Consider the following 17,984-nt stretch of genomic DNA (forward strand, 5'->3'; position numbering starts at 1 on the left):
TTCGCTGAATTTTGAGGTGGAGTATTACTGCCCGCGAATAGCGGGATAAAAATTAACAGGACATGTAGCTAAGTTTAGAAAAATGTATTATAATAAAAAATTGTGATAAAAACATTCATTTTACGTTTAGACTTCAATTTTTCAGAATAAACTAGTGATAGGTTTTGTAAAGGACATGCTTTTACGTAAAATCGACAAAAATCTGAACAAGAAAACGCACATTATGGAAGGATTCACAGAAGGGATGTAGAATAGAGAAATATGCAAAGCATCACTCAAATTTATGTTGATGCAGATGCATGCCCGGTGAAGGAAGAAATTATGCGCGTTGGTGCAAAATTTCATGTCGATATTTGGTTTATCGCCTCCTACGCCCATCAGTTAAGAAGTCAGAAAGGGAATTGGATATATGTAGATTCTGCGCAAGACGAGGTAGATTTTTATATTTATCAGCGTGCAAAAGCGGGAAATCTCGTTATCACACAGGATATGGGACTTGCTGGTCTTCTTGTCAAAAAAGGAGTATATGTATTATCTCCGCGTGGCACAATTGTGACCGATGAGCATATGGATACAATTTTATATAATCGATACGTATCTGCGAAGTTACGCAGAAAAGGAACCTTTACAAAAGGGCCAAAAGCGTTTTCTGAGCGTGATCGACAATATTTTTTGACTAGTTTAGAAAAAATATTGTCGAATTATAAAGGAATCCTTTAATTTGTATCGAATACAAAATACGACACGGAGATGGAGTTATGGGGAACAGAATTCCCGAGGAAGTTGTAGAACAAATTCGTACATCATCTGATATTGTTGAAGTGATTGGTGAATATGTACAGCTTAAAAAACAAGGTCGAAATTATTTTGGGCTTTGTCCTTTCCATGGCGAAAACTCACCGTCGTTTTCAGTTTCCGCTGATAAGCAAATTTTTCATTGCTTCGGATGTGGAGAAGGGGGAAATGTTTTTTCTTTCTTAATGAAAATAGATGGACTGTCTTTTGTGGAAGCTGTGCAAAAATTAGGTGATCGAAATGGTATTCCTGTTGCTAACTTTACATCAGAACTAGAGCAAACACAAAATATATCTGATGATAGCACGATTATGTTGCAAGCCCACGAGCTTTTGAAAAAGTATTATCATCATCTCTTAGTAAATACAGAAGAAGGAAAACAGCCGCTTGCGTATTTATTAGAGCGAGGTATTACAAAAGAAATGATTGTAAAGTTTGAAATTGGATACGCCACTCCTGCTTGGGATGCAGCGACAAAAATCTTACAAAAACGAGGTTTTTCACCTGCTGTTATGGAGCAAGCCGGATTACTTGTTCGCAGTGAGAAAGATGGTAGTTATCATGATCGTTTTCGCGGACGAGTGATGTTTCCAATTCATACACTGCAAGGAAAAGTAACTGCTTTTAGTGGACGGGCATTAGGGGATGATACTCCTAAGTATTTAAATAGCCCAGAAACACCTATTTTTCATAAAAGCAAGTTGCTATATAACTTTCATCAAGCAAGGTCATTTATTCGAAAACGAGGACAAGTTCTTCTCTTTGAAGGATATGCGGATGTTTTAGCTGCTGTGAAAAGTGGGATTGAAGAATCTGTTGCTACGATGGGAACTGCTTTAACTGAGGAACAGGCGAAGCTTTTACGGCGTAATGTTGAAACTGTTGTTCTTTGCTATGATGGTGATAAAGCAGGACAAGAAGCAACAATGAAAGCAGGACAATTGTTATTGCAAACCGGTTGTGAAGTGAAAGTTGTCTCTATGCCAGATAAATTAGACCCTGACGAATATGTACAGCGCTATGGAACAACAGCGTTTCAAAAACTTGTACAAGCAAGTATCAGTTTTGTTGGGTTTAAAATAAATTATCTTCGTTTAGGGAAAAATTTGCAAGATGAGTCTGGAAAAGAAGCTTATGTGAAAAGTGTTTTAAAAGAGTTAGCATCATTGCAAGATGCAATGCAAGCGGAATCGTATTTGAAGGCATTGTCACAAGAATTTGCTTACTCAATGGAAACACTGTTGGGGCAATTGCACCAATATCGCAAAGAACAAAAGGTACAGCAAAAACAGACAAAGCCAATTGCACAGCCTTCTCAAATTGTTCATGTGAAGCCGAAATTTTCTGGTTTTGAAAGAGCTGAAAGAGAGCTTATTTATCACATGTTGCAGAGTGAAGATATCGCTTTTCGTATCGAACCTCATATAGAAGATTTTCATACAGAAGAACATAAAGGGATTTTATATGAGTTATACGCATATTATGAAAAGGGAAATGAACCGTCAGTCGCAAACTTTCTAAGTTGGCTTTCTGATGAAAAGCTGAAAAATATTGTAACTAATATTTCAACAGATGAAATGATTAATCCTGAGTTCTCAGAAGAATTGTTTCATGGCGATGTAGACGCGCTGCGTCGGCATAAGCAAAAGTTAAAGAAAATGGAAAATATTTTTATGCTGAAGCAAATGGAAAAAGAAGATCATTTAGCAGCAGCACGATTTTTCCAAGAATATTTGCAAAAACGAAAAGCAAGAAAATAGCTTTTTGTATAAAAACTTACTATAATCATTGTTTGTATCTCGCGTAAGGAGGGGAACAAATGGCTGATAAACCAGCTCGTTCTAAACAAATTGAAACTGATATAACACTTGAGCAAGTGAAAGAGCAACTTACAGAGCTCGGAAAAAAACGTGGCGTTCTTACATATGAAGAGATTGCAGAACGCATGAGCGGATTTGATATTGAATCCGAACAAATGGATGAATATTATGAATATTTAGGTGAACAAGGAATCGACTTAGTTGGCGATAATGATGAAGATCCAAACACTCGTCAATTAGCTAAAACAGAAGAAGAGTTTGACTTAAATGATTTAAGTGTACCGCCAGGTGTGAAAATTAATGATCCTGTTCGTATGTACTTAAAAGAAATTGGTCGTGTTGACTTACTATCTGCTGAAGAAGAGATTGCCCTTGCAAAACGTATTGAAGAAGGCGATGAAGAAGCGAAACGCCGTCTTGCAGAAGCAAACTTACGTCTAGTTGTAAGTATTGCAAAACGTTATGTTGGCCGCGGTATGCTTTTCCTAGACTTAATTCAAGAAGGAAATATGGGTTTAATTAAAGCAGTTGAAAAATTTGATTACCGCAAAGGATATAAATTTAGTACGTATGCAACGTGGTGGATTCGCCAAGCCATTACACGTGCAATTGCAGACCAAGCAAGAACAATTCGTATACCAGTTCATATGGTTGAAACAATTAATAAATTGATTCGTGTTCAACGTCAATTATTACAAGATTTAGGTCGTGAGCCATCTCCAGAAGAAATTGGTGAAGAAATGGATCTTGCTCCTGAAAAAGTACGCGAAATCTTAAAGATTGCACAAGAGCCAGTCTCTCTTGAAACACCAATTGGTGAAGAGGATGACTCTCATTTAGGTGATTTTATTGAAGACCAAGAAGCAACATCTCCTGCAGATCATGCAGCATATGAATTATTAAAAGAACAATTAGAAGATGTACTAGATACATTAACAGATCGTGAAGAAAATGTTCTTCGTCTTCGTTTTGGTTTAGACGATGGACGAACTCGTACGCTTGAAGAAGTTGGGAAAGTATTCGGCGTTACGAGAGAGCGTATTCGTCAAATTGAAGCAAAAGCGCTTCGTAAATTAAGACACCCAAGCCGTAGCAAACGCTTGAAAGATTTCTTAGAATAGAGCTTTGTGTAAAGTTTACTTCATTAATGTGAAGTAAACTTTTTTCTTTTGTTAATTTTTGTTAAAATTTATATGTCAGTAGCAATTACAATTCTTGTAATTTATTTTACAGAATTGTCTTTTGATTTGCAAATAGTCATTTTTCGATTTTTCGATTAATTTCGTGTATTCTTAACAAAAATATATGGAGAATATAAATGTTTGTGAGGAGAAAAGTGGATATTTAGCAAAAAATTACGTAATTTTGTAGCGGGATAATTAATTGAATATATGGAATATTTTCAACTTATTGTAGTTTGGTCTTTTCCGGTAGATTGTTTTCAAGTACAATAGAAATGACTGAATCATCAAACTATTGGAGGACTTAGAGGGGGAAAAGAAAAAATGAAGCGTAATCCGTTAATTCCATTTGCACTTATTGCTGTATTGGGAATTATTATTATGTTTGTATTTTCATTTCAAGGCCTGCATAAATCAAAGGAACTAGCTGAAGCGAAGAAAAACGGGGGGAAAACGACACAAACAGCAGCAAAACCAGAAGAGATTGTAAAACAAAGTTGTACAAGTTGTCATGGTGATCAATTGCAAGGAGCGGTTGGTCCTAATTTGCAAAAAGTTGGCGGTAAGCTTTCGAAAGATCAGATCCAAGAAGTGATTGTAAAAGGAAGAGGAAATATGCCACCAGGTCTGATTCCAGCGGATCAAGCGTCTAAAGTTGCAGATTGGTTATCAAAGAAAAAATAATAGTTGATTACATAGTAGCTCTTTACGTTTAAGTAAAGGGCTTTTTTTATAAATAAATGGTTAGTAAGCAAAGTAAAATGATTTATCTACTTGCAATAATAACTATAAATTCTTTATCATGGAGACAGACTGAAAGAGAAGGAGCAATTGAAATAAATGAATGAAGTAAAGCTTTCAAAACGATTAGAAGAAGTGGCACTTGAAATTCCAGCAGGTTCCACTGTTGCAGATATTGGTTCGGATCATGCTTATTTACCTTGCTATACCATTTTACATCATATTGCCGTGCAGGCAGTAGCAGGAGAGGTTGTAGAAGGTCCATTTCGTTCTGCGCAAGCTACAGTAGCAGAATGTGGATTGCAAGATAAAGTGAGTGTACGTAAAGGGAATGGTTTAGAAGTCATCGCGCCAGGCGAAGTAGATGTAATTACAATTGCAGGTATGGGTGGTGCGTTAATTCGTGATATTTTAGAAAATGGAAAAGAGAAGCTGAAAGGTGTAACTCGTTTAATTTTACAACCTAACATTGCTGCACATCATATTCGTGAATGGTTTATTGAGAATGGTTGGGAATTGATAAAAGAAAAAATCGTAAAAGAAGACGGAAAGATTTACGAAATTTTAGTAGGAGAACAGGGTGATGTTCTAGCACCCTACAATGAGAAAAAAGAAGAAGCCTTATTCATGGGACCATTTTTAATGAAAGAGAAAAATGAAGTGTTTGTAGAGAAATGGGATAGTGAACGAAAGAACTTTGAAAATATTTTTAAACAATTAGAACGTGCAACAGAAACAGAAGAGACAAAAGCGAAGCGTGCAGAAGTGCTAGAGAAGATCCGTATGATTGAGGAGGTTTTATCGTGAGTAAAACGCCTAATGGATATGAAATCATTTCTTTATTTGAAAGTATGTACCCAAAACATTTAGCAGTCGAAGGTGACAAGGTTGGATTGCAAATTGGGGCATTAAATAAACCGGTAGAGAATGTACTAATTGCGCTTGATGTAACAGAAGAAGTTGTACAAGAAGCAATTGAAAAAAGGGTAAATTTAATTATTGCCCATCATCCGCTTATTTTTAATCCCCTCAAAGCGATTCATACAGAGCAAGCGTACGGACGTATTATTGAAATGTGTATAAAAAACGATATTGCAGTTTATGCTGCTCATACAAATGTGGATATCGCAAAAGGCGGCGTGAACGATTTATTAGCAGATGCTTTAGGATTACAGGAAACAGAGGTGCTTGTTCCCACTTATACAGAAGAACTGAAAAAGCTAGTTGTATTTGTTCCTTCTTCACATGCAGAAGCGGTACGTCGAGCGATTGGTGATGCAGGAGCAGGTTATATCGGGAATTATAGCCACTGTACGTTCAATAGTGAAGGTACGGGTACATTTCTGCCACAAGAAGGAACGAATCCGTATATCGGAGAGACAGGGCGTTTAGAACAGGTAGAAGAAATTCGTATTGAAACGATTATCCCGGCGTCGTTGCAACGTAAAGTTATGAAGGCAATGCTTGGGGCACACCCGTATGAAGAAGTGGCATACGATATTTATCCGTTAGAAAACAAAGGTGAAACGTTGGGTCTTGGGAAAATTGGATATTTGCCGCAAGAAATGACTTTACAACAATTTGCAGAGCATGTGAAGCAATCTCTTGAGGTGAAGGGAGCTCGCGTTGTCGGTAACTTACAGGATACGGTGAAAAAAGTAGCAGTACTTGGAGGAGACGGGAATAAGTATATAAAACAAGCGAAGTTTAAAGGGGCAGACGTATATGTAACGGGAGATATGTATTATCACGTTGCACATGATGCGATGATGCTCGGATTAAATATCGTAGACCCAGGGCATAACGTGGAAAAAGTAATGAAAAAAGGTGTACAAAAACAACTACAAGCAAAAGTGGATGAGAGAAAATTTACTGCGCGTATTCATGCTTCAGAATTACATACAGATCCATTTATATTTGTATAGAATGAAAAAATCCGTCCTTTTTTCGGTTATCGACCGTTCTTTGTAATATATCGGCGCTTTTTACGATATATCGACCACTCTTTAGAATATATCGGCGATTCGACATGAAATAAAGGTCCTTCGATGATATTCGACATACAAGTGGTCGATTCGCCGAGCTGACTAAAAGTGGGCTTTTTAGTCAGCTTATTCTATATAAGAATAAAGAGGCTGTTCCAAAAGTTTCACTTTTGGAACAGCCTCTTGTTTGTATCATCCTGCAATTTGCGAGCAAAAAACCTTTACTGATGTAGAGTTTATTTTGCTTTTACTTTTGGTAAGATTTTTTGTAGTGGTACGTTTCGCTTACGCTCCCATGTTGCAGGATTTGTTGGATCGTACTGTTCAAAAAATGCGATGACTTCTTTTGTAATAGGCGTTGGAGTAGAAGCGCCTGCTGTAATAGCGACTGTCTCTACACCTTGCAGCCATTCTAATTGGATTTCACTTACATCGGCAACGCGGTATGCTTTTGTACTAGCAATTTCTTTAGATACTTGTGCAAGGCGGTTAGAGTTATTACTTTTTGGATCACCAACGACAATTGTTAAATCAGCAGCAGTTGCTTGTTTTGCGACGGCTTCTTGGCGCACTTGCGTAGCAAGACAAATTTCTTTATGAAATTCTGCTGTTGGAAACTTTTCTTGAATTTTCTCCATAATATGTTGAACATCCCATTGACTCATTGTCGTTTGGTTTGTAACTAAAATTTTCTCTGTTGGAATGGTAAGTACTTCAAGATCAGCTTCTTTCTCGATAAGATGGACAATATCCGGGGCAATCCCGACTGCACCTTCAGGCTCAGGGTGTCCTTTCTTACCGATATAAATAATATGGTAGCCTTCTTCTTTTTTTGCCTCAATTAAGTCGTGTGTTTTTGTAACATCAGGACATGTTGCATCAATTGTTGTTAAGCCCTTTTCTTTCGCGCGTTGTTTCACTTCTGGAGATACACCGTGAGCTGTAAAAATAACAGTTCCAGACTCAATTTTTTCTAAAATATCTAAGCGGCTTGGGCCATCAAGCGTAATGATGCCTTCTTCTTCAAATGCATCTGTTACGTGTTTGTTGTGGACAATCATGCCTAAGATATAAATTGGTCTTGGTAATGTTTTATCAAGCGCTGCATTGCGCGCAATGACCATCGCGTCTACAACGCCGTAGCAATAGCCGCGAGGGGAAATTTTAACGATTTTCATGTAATTAATCCGCTCCTTTAAAAAAGGATTTGTTTTATAAAGCTAATCCTTTTCATTATAAAGGAGATGAAAGCAGATGACAAAGAAATGTTACACGTATAGCTTTGGTTTAGGGGTGGTGGACTGTACGTTTTCTACTGTTGTCTCATCTTCAATTATGATTTTAGGAGCGAGTGGTTTTCTTGTAATAGGTATTTCTTTAGATGGAGTGGAAGGAGAGACTTCGGCTACTTCTGTTTGTTTTTCAGCTACTTCTGTTTGATTTTCCTCAGTGCTTTTTCCGGATGAAAGTATTTTCATGATGCTAGGAATGTTGCGAACAATCGGACCATATTGCTGCACGACAGGTCCAAAGGATTGTGCCATTTGGACAACTTTTTCAACGTTGTTTAGCATTCCGGTTGGATTTGAAATGAAGTTCGTGAAAAAGCTGCCAATTCCAACGGGTGTACTTCCTGCTGTTCCGCGCGTTTCATTTTCTGCCCCGCGTGTTTCATTTGGTGCCATCATTTGAGGTTGCATCATTCTTTGCTGTGGCGGCGGCTGCATCATTCTTTGCTGTGGCGGTGGTTGCATCATTCTTTGCTGTGGTGGCGGTTGCATATATGGATGGTTTTGCTGGTACGGTGTATTTGAGTATGTTTCTAATTGTCCATGAGGGGGCATCATAGACATATAATCAGCAGCAGGATTGCGTTTCTGAAACAATTTTGCAAGAAATCCTTTTTTCTTAGGCATCATCGGTTGCATGCCTTGTGCTGGGTACATTGTGTGAGGATACGGAGACTGCGTGTACATTTGTTGATAGGGAGGGGATTTCATATACATGAGGAAATCCTCCTTTCTTCAATTAGGTACTATACACTACAATATGCAATGGAAGGAAAGAAGGTTAGTTTTTCCGTTGAAATGCTAAACTAAAGATAGATTTTACTGATAGATTTCGATATAATGTTAACTTGACTGATTAATGAACGCAGTAGAAATAAGAAAGAAGGTGGAATGTATGACAGTGCAAACATTTACACAGTATGATTTTCAACCATTTTTAATAGATGCAATTCGTGAATTACGTTTTTCAGAACCAACAGAAATTCAACAAAAGATTTTTCCGGTTGTGAAAAAGGGAGTTAGTATTATTGGACAATCACAAACAGGATCTGGAAAAACGCATGCGTATTTACTTCCAACATTAAATCGTATTGATGCAACTAGAGAAGAAGTACAACTTGTAATTACAGCTCCAACTCGTGAGTTGGCGCAGCAAATTTATGAAGAAATCGTAAAGTTAACAAAGTTTTGTGAAGAAGGCAAAATGATTACAGCCCGTTGTTTTATCGGTGGAACAGATAAACAGCGTTCAATTGAAAAATTGAAGAAACAACCACATGTTGTTGTGGGAACACCAGGGCGTATTAAAGATTTAGTGGAAGAGCAAGCGCTATTTGTACATACGGCTTTTGCAGTTGTTGTCGATGAAGCAGATTTAATGCTTGATATGGGCTTTATTCATGATGTGGATAAAATTGCAGCACGTATGCCTAAAAATTTGCAAATGCTCGTTTTCTCAGCGACAATTCCGCAAAAGTTAAAACCATTTATGAAGAAATATATGGAGAATCCAGAGCATATTCATATTAATCCAAAGCAAATAGCAGCGATTAATCTTGAACATCACCTTATTCCATCAAGACATCGTAATAAAGTTGAACTTGTGAAAAATCTGTTACTACAATATCAGCCGTATTTAGCAATCGTCTTTACGAATACAAAGAAAATGGCGGATGAAGTAGCGGATGGTTTAACAGAACGTGGTTTAAAAGTTGGTCGTATTCACGGTAATTTATCACCACGTGATCGTAAGAAAATGATGAAACAAGTTCGTGATTTAGAATTTCAATATATTGTAGCGACAGATTTAGCTGCACGTGGTATTGATATTGAGGGAATTAGTCATGTTATTAACTACGAAATTCCGTCTGATTTAGATTTCTTTATTCATCGTGTGGGCCGAACAGCGCGTGCTGGATATTCTGGTGTCGCGGCAACAATTTATGCCCAATCGGATGAAGAAGCAATAGATACGTTAGAAAAGCAACGTCATATTGAATTCAAACACGTGGACTTACGTGCAGGTGAGTGGATTGAATTAGGGCCTCGTCGCCGCCGTCAAAGCCGTAAGAAGCCAAATGACGAATTAGATGCTATGGCGCAAAAAGTTGTGAAAAAACCGAAAAAAGTAAAGCCGAACTACAAGAAAAAGCTTGAATGGGAACGCGAAAAAATTAAGAAAAAATATAACAAAAAGAAAAGATAAGGATTTTCCTTATCCTTTTTTTTCGGAGAAATTAATATATAAATCCGGTTTGATTTTTCGTCGCCGCTTTTCTTTTGCAGAACACACTCCAGGATCTGCACTCGCTTTCTCTCCTTGTTTTAAACCTTGCATGTGGCAGAAATAGGCCCTGACCGCTTCTATGCATGGCCAGATGCTCTCGTCCCCTCCTAAAAAGAAAGGTTTTTACAGTGTCAGATTTCTACAAATTATGCTATCATTATAGCTATTGCATTTATAAGAGGTGATTACATGTTGAAAATTGGATCTCACGTTTCGATGAGTGGAAAGAAAATGTTATTAGCAGCAAGTGAAGAAGCTGTGTCATATGGTGCAACAACGTTTATGGTTTATACAGGGGCACCGCAAAATACGCGAAGAAAACCGATTGAAGAGTTAAATATAGAAGCTGGACGTAAACATATGGAATTGCACGGAATTGAAGAAATCATTGTTCATGCACCGTATATCATTAACATCGGTAACACAACGAAACCTGAAACATTCCAACTAGGTGTTGATTTTCTCAGCATGGAAATTGAAAGAACATCAGCATTAGGCGTTGCAAAGCAAATTGTACTCCATCCAGGAGCTCATGTTGGAGCAGGTGCGGATGCAGGAATCCAAAAAATTATTGAAGGATTAAATGAAGTATTAACAACTGATCAAACAGTGAACATTGCGTTAGAAACAATGGCTGGAAAAGGAACAGAGTGTGGACGCAGCTTTGACGAGCTTGCGAGAATTATTGATGGTGTAACACATAATGAGAAATTATCAGTTTGCTTCGATACATGTCATACGCATGATGCTGGTTATGATATCGTTAATGATTTTGACGGCGTTTTAAACGAGTTTGATAAAATAGTAGGTATTGATCGTTTACAAGTATTACACATTAATGATAGCAAGAATGAGCGCGGCGCTAGAAAAGACCGTCATGAAAATATCGGTTTCGGTCATATCGGCTATAAAACATTGCACCACATTGTACATCATCCACAATTGCAGCATGTACCAAAAATTCTTGAAACACCATATGTAGGTGAAGATAAACAGGATAAAAAACCACCGTATAAATTTGAAATTGAAATGCTGAAAAACGGTGTGTTTGATGAAGAGATTCTTCAGAAAATTAAAGGACAATAAAAAAAGGGGGAAGCCCCTTTTTTATTTTATCCCGCTATTCGTAGGCAGTAAAACTGCATTGATAGAAGTTTCACTTTATCCCGCATGAACGGGCAGTAAGCCCCCCCACTGATGGAAGTTTCACTTTATTAATTTTTGGAATAGGGTATTGATTTGTTGTGCGGTAGCAGGAGAAGTAACCTTTGCAATTTGTTTTAAAAGTTGTAATCTTTCTTGGACATCATAAATATTAATATTTTTTCCTTGAATTAATGTGACAATTTTATCTGCTTGTTCGCTTGTTATAGGCACTTCATATTCGTTACTGTATTTTAATAATTCCTTAGAAGTCATATTGTTTATTTTTTTATTTACAAACTGCTGAATGAGGTTCATGTTGCTACCCCCTTTGTTTTGTCCTCATATCCGAATATATGTGGAATATGCTTGTATATATTCCAGAACAGGCCGTTTTCTTATCAAAAAAAGGAGACCATGTTATAATAAAAGGGCAAAACTATATAAAGATACTTAAGGGAGGTAGCATGGAAAAAAAACAGCATAGAAAAGAAAGTATAATTCATCTTGTGTATCGTCTTGTTATGATTGTCATAGGTGCTGGCTGTGCAGCAGTTGCACTTGAACTATTTTTAATTCCAAACAAAATTATTGATGGTGGTATTATTGGTGTTTCCCTCATATTAGATTTCCTTACACCAAATATTTGGTGGCTAAGCTTTTCCACTTTAGTTGTAATCCTCAACTTACCATTTATGTATTCAGGTTATAAGCAAATCGGAAAAACATTTATGATATCTTCTGTTTTTGCGGTAATATGTTTAGCTTTCATTGAGTCAACATTACATTCTATCCAGCCTTTTACGACAGAGCCGATTTTAGCGACTGTCTTTGGAGGGTTAATTTTAGGTGTTGGTGTTGGGCTTGTGATTAGGCATGGTGGTTCATTAGATGGAGCGGAAATTCTAGGTATTTTGCTAACAAAGAAATTACCGTTTTCTGTCGGTGAATTTGTTATGTTTATGAATATTTTCGTCTTTTCTTGGGCGGCAGTTGTTTTTGGCGTAGAACAAGCAATGTATTCTGTCATGACATACTATATTGCATTTAAAACGATTGATACTGTTATCCAAGGTTTAGATGAAACGAAAGCAGTGATTATTGTTTCAGATCATTATGAAGAGGTATCAAACGCAATTTTACATCGACTTGGCCGCGGAACAACGAAGTTAGTTGGGAAAGGTGGCTATACGGATAAAGAAAAAGAAGTCATCTATGCAGTTATTACTCGTTTGGAGGTAACGAAGCTAAAATCGATTGTTCATGAAGTCGATGAAAATGCTTTTATCACCATTATGAATACACAAGAAACAAAAGGTGCAAAATTTAAATCAGCAATTCATTAAAAGCGGAGAGATTTTCTCTGCTTTTTGTTATAATAGATAGGTTGTCTAAAATGAGATATATATTTTAGGGCAGATTGGTTTACAATTTGTATTGAGCTATAATATAATTTAAATAGAAATAAATCGGAATCATTCTGAATTAAAATAGGTGAGATATGATGAAGTATATATTAGAAATCGAGAATTTAACCTTTCGTTATGAAGAGCGAAATGTGTTAGAGGATATTCAATTACAAGTTCCTAAAGGAGCTTTTTTAGGTTTAGTAGGACCGAATGGATCAGGAAAATCTACATTATTGAAATGTATATTAGGGATTTTAAAACCGAAACAAGGAACGATTCGGTTGTTTGGTATGGACAGTAAAAAATTTAAAGATTGGAATAAAGTTGGATATGTTTCCCAAAAGGCCAATAGTTTCAACTCTGGATTTCCAGCAACTGTATTTGAAGTTGTTTCGATGGGACTTGTTTCTAAAAAAGGTTTGTTTCGGTTCTTAACAAAGGCGGATAAAGCGAAAGTAGCAAAAGCAATTGCTGATGTTGGAATGAGTGAGTTTATGAATCGGAATATTGGCGAACTTTCTGGTGGACAGCAACAACGTGTTTTTATTGCGCGCGCACTTGTAAGTGAACCGGAATTATTAATTTTGGACGAGCCTACTGTCGGTATTGATGTGAAAAATGTAGAAAGTTTTTATGAAATGCTAGAATATTTAAATAAGCATTTAGGGATTACACTTATTCTTGTCACTCATGATATGGGAGCTGTCACAGAGAAGGTTACACATGTCGCTTGCTTAAATCAACGTTTACATTTCCACGGAAATATAGATGCGTTTCAAAAGTTAGAAGATGCCGAAATGTCATTATTATACGGTTATCATGTTCATCGTTTAGAGCATGATCACGAGCATCATGGGGGGATACGATGATACAGGATTTTTTGCAATATGATTTTTTACGAAATTCTTTATATGCTGGACTGTTAATTGGACTTGTTGCCCCGATGCTTGGTGTCTTTGTTGTCATTCGTCGTTTATCGTTAATTGCTGATGCATTAAGTCACGTTACGTTATCAGGTATTGCGGCGAGTTTATTACTAGAAAAAACCGTATTTACGGGTGGTTTTTTGAATCCATTATATATGGGGATGATATTTTCTATTGGCGGCGCTCTGCTTATTGAAAAATTAAGAACGGTATATAAACATTTTCAGGAACTAGCAATTCCTATTATTATGTCAGCTGGTATTGGGATTGGTGTAATTTTCATTTCTCTTGCCAATGGATTTAATACAGATTTATTTAGTTATTTGTTTGGTAGCGTGAGTGCAGTTACAACTAGTGATTTATTAATTATTGGATTCGTTGCTGTGCTTGTGTTTGCTGTCATCATTTTATTATATAAAGAACTGTTTTTATTATCTTTTGATGAAGAATACGCTGTAGCGACAGGGTTACGTGCGAAATGGATTCACTTTATTTTTATTATTTTAGTCGCACTTGTGATTGCAGTCTCAATGCGTGTTGTCGGTATTCTTCTTGTTTCATCATTAATGACATTACCGGTTGCAGCAAGTATTCGAATTGCGAAAGGTTTTAAGCAAACGATCTTTTTCTCTGTTGTATTTGGTGAGATTGCAGTAGTTGGCGGCATGTTAGCTTCTTATCAGCTCAACCTTGCTCCTGGTGGTACAATTGTTATGTTATCAGTTCTTATTTTAATCGGTGCAATCTTATGGAAGAAGAAAAAAACTGCGTAAAGTAGGGATGACTATGAATCTTACAGAAGCTTTACACCTTATGAAGGAGAAGGGCTATAAACATACTGGAAAAAGAGAAGAGATGCTGCGTTTATTTGCAGATCATAATAAATATTTAACAGCAAGAGATGTTTTAGCCAATATGAAGGGTGATTACCCAGGGCTCAGTTTTGATACTATTTATCGTAACTTAACACTGTTTGTAGAAATCGGTATTTTAGAACAGACAGAGTTAAATGGTGAAAAACATTTTCGCTTCAAATGTTCTACTACAGAACATCATCACCATTTCATTTGTTTAGATTGCGGAGGAACGAAGGAAATTACATCTTGTCCAATGGAACTCATGAATAAAGACTTTACAGGATATGAAGTAACGGGGCATAAATTTGAAATATATGGACGCTGTCCGAAATGTGTAGATTAAAAAAAGCTTGTCAGTTCTGAAACTGACAAGCTTTTTTATCTGGAAGCTTTCAACTTATTTTTCTTGTTTAGCTGCATATTCTGCTGCGATTTTATCAATTTCTTTCTTTAATTCTTCCACCATTGTTTCTTCTGGTACTTTTCGTACAATTTCACCTTTGCGGAAGAGAAGACCTTCTCCGCGTGCTCCAGCAATCCCAATATCTGCTTCACGCGCTTCACCAGGACCGTTTACTGCGCAGCCGAGTACGGCAACTTTAATCGGTGCCTTAATTTTTGAAATATATTCTTCTACTTCATTTGCGATGCTAATTAAGTCAATTTCAATACGTCCGCAAGTTGGACAAGAAATCAATGTAGCAGCATTAGAAGCAAGTCCGAATGACTTTAATAGTTCGCGCGCTACTTTTACTTCTTCAACTGGGTCTGCACTTAATGAGATACGTAATGTATTACCGATACCTTTACTTAAGATTGCCCCAAGACCAGCTGCACTTTTTACAGTTCCGGCAAATAAAGTTCCAGACTCTGTAATACCAAGATGTAATGGATAATTGAAAGCGCGAGATGCTTTTTCGTACGCTTCAATTGCCAAATTTACATCAGAGGCTTTCATAGATACGATGATATCATGAAAATCTAGATCTTCTAAAATCTTAATGTGATGCAATGCACTTTCTACCATACCATCAGCGGTTGGATATCCGTATTTTTCCAGAATGTGACGTTCTAATGAACCTGCGTTTACACCGATGCGGATTGGAATACCGCGTTCTTTTGCAGCATTTACAACCGCTTCAACTTTATGGCGGCGTCCGATGTTTCCTGGATTAATACGAACTTTGTCAATGCCGCCTTCAATTGCTTTTAATGCTAGGCGATAGTCAAAGTGAATATCAGCAACAAGAGGGATATTAATTTGGTTTTTAATATCAGCAATTGCATTTGCAGCACGCTCATCGGGAACGGCTACACGAACAATTTGACAACCTGCCTCTTCTAAACGTTTAATTTCGGCAACTGTTGCTTCCACATCATGTGTTTTCGTTGTTGTCATACTTTGTATAATTAATTCATTATTACCGCCAATTGTTAAATTTCCAACTTTAACAGGACGTGTTTTTGTACGATGAGTTATTTCATTCACGAATAGATCGCTCTCCTTATAAAAGAAGTTTCTTATTTTGTAGACAAATACGTTTATATTGTATGCAGTATTTGTCTAGTGAAGCCAAATGTCTATATAAATCCATTTTGATTTTTCAACATATAAGTCGCTTCTATGCGTTAGCCAGATGCTCTCTCCCAACGAAAAAAGGGATGTTGTTTATTTCAATTTGTATTTATATAGTTTCACTTTTTCTATTGTATCAGCGCCTTACTGCAATTGACAAGAATTATGTGATGTTATTACGGATAGAGGGGGAATTTGTATTTTTTCCCGACTTGTAATTTTGCTGGCGAGTCGTTTGGATTTAAGTCTTTGAAGTCTGTAACAACTTTTTCGATAGAAGGGATTTTCTTCTTATTGATTTCTTCTGTAATAGAGAGAACGGTATCGCCTGTTTTTACTTCAATGACTTTATATTTTGCCAGTGATGTATTTTCTTTTTGTTTATCATTTGTAGCCGAAGTTGCTTTTGTTTTGGAATATGTATGAAGCAACGGTAATGTGCCAATTGTCATATCATAGTACAAGACGTAACCGAGAACAAGTAGTAACAAGATACTACCAAGCCTTTTCATATTTCTCCACTCCTTTGTAAAGAAATATATGCTTGTCCAAAAAAAAAATGCCTGGAAGGCATTTTTTTATCCCGCATTAACGGGCAGTAATACTCCCACCTCAAAATTCGGCGAAAGCATTGTCCAGCTCTAGCGGCTAGAATCTCCGACCGTTTCGCCCCCTCGGACGAGGCAAAAAGCGCCTCTCTGACAGGGGCGTGGGCGTCCTGCGATTCTGAACGAGCCGCTTCCGCTTTTCTTAAGAAGTTAGGTGGGAGATAAACTGCCCGTAAAAGCCCGATTGGTGAGGGCTGATAATCAGTGGGGGATGAAGAAAACCCCCACTGATTAAAGTTTCACTTTATAGTGAATGTTTTTCTTTTGGTTTTGGCACTTCGTATATTGTTAAATAAAGAGCGATAAGAACTATACCAATAAATAGAAAAAATGAGAATGGGACATGCACTTTTAACAAGTCCATAATCATAAAGAATATAGTCGGGATTGTATAACTATAGGCAGTTAATGTCCAAACTTGTTTGTAAGATAATTTACGTTCTCCGCTCATCGCAGAGCCGATAAATGCTAATAAAGTAACACCCAAGAATGTAATAAATAGTTGGAGTAAGTAAATAAACATCCCGGTAAAGAATATAGCAATTGGATAGATGCTATCAACGAATGAAACGCGTTCTTGGATATCTTTCTTTTCAAAAGTTTTATTTCCTAAATCACTATATGGAAAGGCCTGTGTTTGTTGTTTTATTGTTAAATTCATTTTATCCTTTAAAATGAATATACCATCGCGGTTTGGATAATCTTTTGTGTCTGTTACGTTTGGATCAAATACAAAAATGAAGTTTGGTTTATCTTTTACAATTGGTTTGCTAATGTCTGCATGAAGCTTGCCATTTTCAATTTTGAAATCAGGCACATCTTTTTCGAAAGAGCTATTGACTAGACTAGTGCCCTCTTGAAGGAAATTTCCAAATAAAATCGTTTTTGGAACAGTAGCAAGCAGGCATAGTAACATTATGTAAAGAATCGTCTTTCCGATTTTTTGAAAACGAAAGAGTGTTATTTCTCTTGTTGCGTATAAGCTTTTAAATAGTTGTGTAAATATGGACATGCATTCACTTCCTTCTTTAAACATATTGATTTACAATCTCATTGTAACGTATGTTTTTAACGAATCACAAGATATATCATGTCGCATGTGAAAATACAATTGACACATTTCTTTTTACTATGGTAAATTTATCTTACATTTTTACATATAATCATACATTCCATCGTAGTTTAACTGGTTAGCGTATAAGGTTTATAACTGTGATGTCGCAGCAGCTATTCATATATTGCGGACCCTTAGCTCAGCTGGTTAGAGCAGACGGCTCATAACCGTCCGGTCGTAGGTTCGAGTCCTACAGGGTCCATATCCATTTCACATATTGATACATAGCAGATAAGCTTCCTTATAGAAGGGA

The 17,984-nt window shown here is 36.8% G+C and carries 18 protein-coding genes and 1 tRNA gene; 13 read left to right on the top strand and 6 right to left on the bottom strand.

The genetic code is table 11. From position 1 onward, the window contains the following. The first annotated feature begins 261 nt into the window (after window positions 1–261). From MR076_RS18335 to MR076_RS18360, 6 genes are all read left to right on the top strand, one after another. Window positions 262–720: a YaiI/YqxD family protein gene (locus MR076_RS18335; RefSeq protein WP_242222920.1), complete on the top strand. Its 459-nt coding sequence runs from the start codon at window positions 262–264 to the stop codon at window positions 718–720. 38 nt (window positions 721–758) lie between these two features. Next, window positions 759–2,555: a DNA primase gene (dnaG, locus tag MR076_RS18340; RefSeq protein ID WP_242222922.1), complete on the top strand. Its 1,797-nt coding sequence runs from the start codon at window positions 759–761 to the stop codon at window positions 2,553–2,555. 59 nt (window positions 2,556–2,614) lie between these two features. After that, window positions 2,615–3,736, top strand: coding sequence for an RNA polymerase sigma factor RpoD (rpoD, locus tag MR076_RS18345; protein WP_242222925.1), 1,122 nt, complete (start codon window positions 2,615–2,617; stop codon window positions 3,734–3,736). Between the two features lie 384 nt (window positions 3,737–4,120). Beyond that, window positions 4,121–4,480 (top strand): cytochrome c550, encoded by a 360-nt coding sequence (cccA, locus tag MR076_RS18350; protein WP_242222927.1) that lies wholly within the window; start codon window positions 4,121–4,123, stop codon window positions 4,478–4,480. Between the two features lie 156 nt (window positions 4,481–4,636). Next, entirely contained in the window at window positions 4,637–5,344 is a 708-nt protein-coding gene (locus tag MR076_RS18355) for a tRNA (adenine(22)-N(1))-methyltransferase (protein WP_242222929.1), read from the top strand. Further along, on the top strand, window positions 5,341–6,462 hold the full coding sequence (locus MR076_RS18360; RefSeq protein ID WP_242222930.1) for a Nif3-like dinuclear metal center hexameric protein: 1,122 nt from the start codon (window positions 5,341–5,343) through the stop codon (window positions 6,460–6,462). The genes MR076_RS18355 and MR076_RS18360 overlap by 4 nt, the downstream gene beginning before the upstream one ends. A gap of 296 nt (window positions 6,463–6,758) precedes the next feature. On the opposite strand, the gene MR076_RS18365 is transcribed toward MR076_RS18360, so the two are convergent. Together MR076_RS18365 and MR076_RS18370 are read right to left on the bottom strand one after the other, a co-directional pair. Further along, window positions 6,759–7,700, bottom strand: a complete 942-nt coding sequence (locus MR076_RS18365; protein WP_242222933.1) for a 4-hydroxy-3-methylbut-2-enyl diphosphate reductase — start codon at window positions 7,698–7,700, stop codon at window positions 6,759–6,761. Between the two features lie 90 nt (window positions 7,701–7,790). Continuing rightward, window positions 7,791–8,528 carry a YqfQ family protein gene (locus tag MR076_RS18370; protein ID WP_242222935.1) on the bottom strand — a complete coding sequence of 246 codons (738 nt, stop codon included), beginning with the start codon at window positions 8,526–8,528 and terminating at the stop codon, window positions 7,791–7,793. A gap of 178 nt (window positions 8,529–8,706) precedes the next feature. Here MR076_RS18370 and MR076_RS18375 point away from each other — a divergent pair, with 178 nt between their 5' ends. Together MR076_RS18375 and MR076_RS18380 are read left to right on the top strand one after the other, a co-directional pair. Next, window positions 8,707–10,017: a DEAD/DEAH box helicase gene (locus tag MR076_RS18375; protein WP_242222937.1), complete on the top strand. Its 1,311-nt coding sequence runs from the start codon at window positions 8,707–8,709 to the stop codon at window positions 10,015–10,017. A 270-nt stretch (window positions 10,018–10,287) separates the two neighbouring features. Then, window positions 10,288–11,184 carry a deoxyribonuclease IV gene (locus tag MR076_RS18380; RefSeq protein ID WP_242222939.1) on the top strand — a complete coding sequence of 299 codons (897 nt, stop codon included), beginning with the start codon at window positions 10,288–10,290 and terminating at the stop codon, window positions 11,182–11,184. A 120-nt stretch (window positions 11,185–11,304) separates the two neighbouring features. Here MR076_RS18380 and MR076_RS18385 read toward each other — a convergent pair whose 3' ends face one another. Beyond that, window positions 11,305–11,559 carry a DUF2624 domain-containing protein gene (locus MR076_RS18385; protein ID WP_242222941.1) on the bottom strand — a complete coding sequence of 85 codons (255 nt, stop codon included), beginning with the start codon at window positions 11,557–11,559 and terminating at the stop codon, window positions 11,305–11,307. A gap of 149 nt (window positions 11,560–11,708) precedes the next feature. On the opposite strand from MR076_RS18385, the gene MR076_RS18390 reads away from it, so the two are divergent. From MR076_RS18390 to MR076_RS18405, 4 genes are all read left to right on the top strand, one after another. Then, a complete protein-coding gene (locus MR076_RS18390) occupies window positions 11,709–12,587 on the top strand; it encodes a YitT family protein (RefSeq protein WP_242222943.1) in 879 nt (292 codons plus the stop codon). A 158-nt stretch (window positions 12,588–12,745) separates the two neighbouring features. After that, window positions 12,746–13,519, top strand: coding sequence for a metal ABC transporter ATP-binding protein (locus tag MR076_RS18395; protein WP_242222945.1), 774 nt, complete (start codon window positions 12,746–12,748; stop codon window positions 13,517–13,519). Further along, on the top strand, window positions 13,516–14,349 hold the full coding sequence (locus MR076_RS18400; protein ID WP_242222947.1) for a metal ABC transporter permease: 834 nt from the start codon (window positions 13,516–13,518) through the stop codon (window positions 14,347–14,349). Before MR076_RS18395 ends, MR076_RS18400 begins: the two co-directional genes overlap by 4 nt. 13 nt (window positions 14,350–14,362) lie before the next feature. Continuing rightward, a complete protein-coding gene (locus MR076_RS18405) occupies window positions 14,363–14,776 on the top strand; it encodes a Fur family transcriptional regulator (protein WP_242222949.1) in 414 nt (137 codons plus the stop codon). Window positions 14,777–14,830: 54 nt separating this feature from the next. Here MR076_RS18405 and ispG read toward each other — a convergent pair whose 3' ends face one another. The 3 genes from ispG to MR076_RS18420 all read right to left on the bottom strand — a co-directional run bounded on the left by ispG (window position 14,831) and on the right by MR076_RS18420 (window position 17,629). Continuing rightward, window positions 14,831–15,922 (bottom strand): flavodoxin-dependent (E)-4-hydroxy-3-methylbut-2-enyl-diphosphate synthase, encoded by a 1,092-nt coding sequence (gene ispG, locus MR076_RS18410; protein WP_396021715.1) that lies wholly within the window; start codon window positions 15,920–15,922, stop codon window positions 14,831–14,833. A gap of 263 nt (window positions 15,923–16,185) precedes the next feature. Further along, on the bottom strand, window positions 16,186–16,521 hold the full coding sequence (locus tag MR076_RS18415) for a hypothetical protein (RefSeq protein WP_242222951.1): 336 nt from the start codon (window positions 16,519–16,521) through the stop codon (window positions 16,186–16,188). 340 nt (window positions 16,522–16,861) lie between these two features. Continuing rightward, window positions 16,862–17,629 carry a DUF1189 domain-containing protein gene (locus MR076_RS18420; protein ID WP_242222953.1) on the bottom strand — a complete coding sequence of 256 codons (768 nt, stop codon included), beginning with the start codon at window positions 17,627–17,629 and terminating at the stop codon, window positions 16,862–16,864. Window positions 17,630–17,859: 230 nt separating this feature from the next. Here MR076_RS18420 and MR076_RS18425 point away from each other — a divergent pair. Further along, window positions 17,860–17,933 (top strand) — tRNA-Ile (locus MR076_RS18425). Window positions 17,934–17,984: the final 51 nt, after the last annotated feature.

Source organism: Bacillus cereus group sp. BfR-BA-01380 (assembly GCF_022663535.1).
Taxonomy (GTDB): Bacteria; Bacillota; Bacilli; order Bacillales; family Bacillaceae_G; genus Bacillus_A; species Bacillus_A cereus_BB.